The organism is Bradyrhizobium sp. (assembly GCF_049586575.1).
GTDB lineage: Bacteria > Pseudomonadota > Alphaproteobacteria > Rhizobiales > Xanthobacteraceae > Bradyrhizobium.
Window position 1 is genome coordinate 1 of the sequence record NZ_JBAVCF010000411.1, and the last position, 4,034, is coordinate 4,034.

Annotated in this window: 4 protein-coding genes; all 4 read left to right on the plus strand. The window is 61.0% G+C overall.

The annotated features are described in order from the left end of the window. The coding region (locus WB528_RS16185) for an NAD-binding protein (protein WP_423889420.1) at positions 1 to 324 on the plus strand (324 nt) is incomplete at its 5' end. A gap of 24 nt (positions 325 to 348) precedes the next feature. Continuing rightward, positions 349 to 1,131 (plus strand): 2-oxo-tetronate isomerase, encoded by a 783-nt coding sequence (gene otnI, locus WB528_RS16190; RefSeq protein WP_423889421.1) that lies wholly within the window; start codon positions 349 to 351, stop codon positions 1,129 to 1,131. Then, complete coding sequence (gene otnK / locus WB528_RS16195) at positions 1,128 to 2,405, plus strand: 3-oxo-tetronate kinase (RefSeq protein WP_423889422.1); 1,278 nt, start codon at positions 1,128 to 1,130, stop codon at positions 2,403 to 2,405. The genes otnI and otnK overlap by 4 nt, the downstream gene beginning before the upstream one ends. 159 nt (positions 2,406 to 2,564) lie before the next feature. Continuing rightward, positions 2,565 to 4,034, plus strand: a 1,470-nt coding sequence (locus tag WB528_RS16200) for an efflux RND transporter permease subunit (protein ID WP_423889423.1), incomplete at its 3' end; no start/stop codon positions are given.

Genomic DNA, 4,034 nt, shown 5'->3' on the forward strand with positions numbered 1-4,034 from the left:
GCGTTTGCCGCCAAGCAGGGCCTCGATATCCGAAAAGTATACGAGGTGATCACGGCATCCGCCGGCAATTCCTGGATGTTCGAGAACCGCATTCCCCACGTGCTCGACGGCGACTATACCCCGCGCAGCGCGGTCGAGATTTTCGTCAAAGACCTCGGCATCATCCAGGACATGGCCCGCACCGCGAAGTTTCCGGTGCCGGTATCGGCCGCAGCACTTCAGATGTTTTTGATGACGGCGGCATCCGGCATGGGCCGCGACGACGACGCGTCGGTCGCACGGATGTATGCGCGGGTGACCGGCACGAAGCTCCCCGGCGAATAAGCCTGAACGACAAGAGGACACCAGATGCCCCATTTTGCCGCCAATCTCACGCTGTTGTTCAATGAAGTGCCGTTCCTCGACCGCTTCGAGGCGGCGGCGAAGGCCGGCTTCACGGCGGTCGAATTCCTGTTTCCTTATGCGTATCCGGCCGAGGAGATCGGCAAACGTCTGCACGACAACGGCCTGACCCAGGCGCTGTTCAATCTCCCGCCGGGCAACTGGGATGCCGGCGAGAAAGGATTTGCCGCACTGCCCGAGCGCTTCGATGATCTCAAGCAGAGCCTCGTCACCGCGTTGCCTTACGCGAAAGCGACCGGCGTCAAGCGGCTGCATCTGATGTCAGGACTGGCCGATCGAAAGGACCCCAAGGCGGTAGCGGCGTTTCGCAAATCGGTCACATGGGCGGCGGAATTCTTCGCGCCCCACGGCATCGACGTCGTGCTCGAGCCGCTCAACGCGCGCAACACGCCCAATTATTTTCTCAACGACTTCGGCTTTGCGCGCGACCAGATCAACGACCTGAAGATTCCGAACCTGAAGCTGCAATTCGATATCTATCACTGCCAGATTCTGCACGGCGACGTGACCATGCGGATACGCGAAATGATGCCGATAACGGGCCATGTCCAGATCGCGAGTATTCCCTCGCGCCATGAGCCGGACGGCGAGGAATTGAATTATCCGTTCCTGTTCGCCGAACTCGACCGTCTCGGTTATGCCGGCTTCGTCGGCTGCGAATATAACCCGCGCGGCAAGACGACCGATGGGCTCGGTTGGTTCGAGCCCTATGTGGGGAAAAAATCGTGAGACTCGCGCTGGGATGCATCGCCGACGATTACACCGGCGCGTCCGATCTCGCCAACACGCTGACGCGGGCGGGCCTGCGCACGGTGCAGACGATCGGCGTTCCCGCAGACGAACTCAAACTGCCGGAGGTCGATGCCGTCGTGGTGTCGCTCAAGAGCCGGTCGATCGAGGCGAGCCTTGCGGTGTCGCGTTCGCAGGCCGCCGACAAATGGCTGCGTAGCCGTGGCGCGAACCATGTGTTGTTCAAGGTTTGCTCGACATTCGATTCGACCGATGCCGGCAATATCGGTCCGGTGATGGATGCGCTGCGCGGCAGTTCCGGCGATGCCATCGTTCTGGTCACGCCCGCGTTTCCCGAGACCGGCCGCACCGTCTACCAGGGCAATCTGTTCGTCGGCGCGGTGCCGCTGAACGAGAGCCCGTTGAAGGATCACCCGCTCAACCCGATGCACGATTCAAATCTCGTGCGGGTGCTGGCGCGTCAGAGCAAAACCAAAATCGGCCTGGTCGATCTTGCAACCGTCGTTCGCGGACCCGAGGCGGTGCGGGCGCGCTTGGCGGATCTGTCGGACAAGAGCGTTGGCGCGGCCGTCATCGATGCGGTGTTCGATCGCGATCTGGAGACGATCGGCGAGGTCGCGCTCAACCATCGGCTATCGGTCGGCGCGTCCGGCATCGGGCTTGGTCTGGCGCGCGCTTTAGTGGCCACGGGCGGGGGACAGAAGGATGCCGCGGGCGAGGCGGCGGAAGCACCGATCGGCGGCCCGGCGGCCTGCCTTGCCGGCAGCTGTTCGCAGGCAACATTGCAGCAGATTGCCAACGCGGAAGAGATGATGCCTGTCCTGCGTCTCGATCCGGACCGTATTATCACGGGGCAGGACGAAGCGCGGCGTGCGCTTTCCTGGGCCGCGCAGAGGATGACCGAGGGACCGATCCTGATCGCGTCAAGTGCGACGCCGGATCAGGTCGCAGCCCTGCAATCCCGTCATGGCCGCGATGCAGCCGGGCATGCCATCGAACAGGCCATGGCCAATATTGCCGAAGGTCTGGTGAGGTTGGGCGTGCGGCGTCTGGTAGTTGCAGGTGGTGAAACTTCAGGCGCGGTCGTGGATCGCTTAGGCATCCCGGGTTTTCTGGTCGGCGCTGAAATCGCGGCAGGCGTTCCGGTATTGCACGCAGTCGGTGCGAAGGAAGGCGAGATGAGCCTTGCCCTGAAATCGGGCAATTTCGGCGGTCCTCGTTTCTTTTCCGACGCGCTCGATCTGATGCATTAACCGAGGCTGGCATTCTGACGCCCGCGCATCTTGCAGAAAGTCTGACGCGGAATTGAAGGGATGTGTCTGCCCAGACATTGGCTATTTCACGGTATTTCAGGTAAATGCCGCGCTGCATCATATTCATCCCATCATGTTCGATCGAGGAATGCGCACGCCATGACCGAACTGGTCCGTATTGCCCTTAACAGGCCATACACCTTCGTCGTGCTCGCGCTGCTCCTCCTGATCATCGGGCCGCTGGCTGCGATGCGCACGCCGGTCGATATCTTTCCCGAAATCCGCATTCCGGTGATCGGCGTCGTCTGGCAATACGCCGGCCTGCCGCCAGATCAGATGGCCGGCCGCATCGTCACTCAATACCAGCGAGCTTTGACGACGACCGTCAACGATATCGAGCACATCACCGCGAATTCCTATTACGGTGTCGGCATCGTCAAGATCTTCTTCCAGCCGAATGCCGACATCCGCACGGCCAATGCGCAGGTCACCGCCATATCGCAGACGATCATCAAGCAGATGCCGCCGGGTGCGACGCCGCCGCTGATTCTCAATTACAACGCCTCGACGGTTCCGATCGTCCAGCTGGCGCTGTCGGGCGAAGGGCTCAGCGAACAAATCCTCGGCGATATCGCCATCAACCAGCTGCGCACGCCGCTGGTCACTGTGCCCGGCGCTGCAATCCCTTACCCTTATGGCGGCAAGCAGCGCCAGATCCAGATCGACGTCAATCCGACGAAGTTGCAGTCATTGGGGTTGTCTGGACAGGACGTTGCCAACGCGCTCGCGGCGCAGAACCTGATTCAGCCGGCAGGCACGTCGAAGATCGGCGGCTTTGAATATGTCATTCAGGTCAACAATTCGCCGTTGAAGGCCGTCGACATGGGCGACCTCCCGATCAAGGTCGTCAATGGCGCCACCATCTATATACGTGACGTCGCCAACGTACGCGACGGCAATCCGCCGCAAACCAATGTTGTCCACGTCAACGGTAATCGCTCCGTGCTGATGATGGTGCTGAAGTCGGGCTACACGTCGACGCTGGACATCATTGCCGGCATCAAGAAGAAGGCCGCCGCGTACAAGGATTCACTGCCCGATACGCTGAAAATCGGCTTCGTCGGCGACCAGGGCGTGTTCGTCGCAGCCTCCATTGAGGGCGTGGTGCGAGAAGGCGTCATCGCGGCGCTGTTGACCAGCGTCATGATCCTTCTGTTTTTGGGAAGCTGGCGCTCGACGGTCATCATCGCGACTTCGATTCCGCTCGCCGTGTTCGGCTCGATCGTCATGCTGGCGGCCATCGGCGAAACCCTCAACATCATGACGTTGGGCGGCCTTGCGCTCGCGGTCGGTATTCTCGTCGACGAAGCCACGGTGACGATCGAAAACATCAACTGGCATCTGGAGCAGGGCAAGGACGTGCGTCCTGCGATCATGGACGGTGCCGAGCAGATTGTGGTGCCGGCCTTCGTATCTCTGCTCTGCATCTGCATCGTGTTCATTCCGATGTTTTTCCTGCAGGGCATTCCCCGCTTCCTGTTCGTGCCGATGGCCGAGGCGGTGATCTTCGCGATGATCTGGTCGTTCATCCTGTCGCGAACGCTGGTGCCGACGATGGCGATGTACCTG

Coding starts and splice junctions, on each gene's coding strand:
- otnI (WP_423889421.1), top strand. CDS start 349: ATGCCCCATTTTGCCGCCAATCTCACGCTGTTGTTCAATGAAGTGCCG.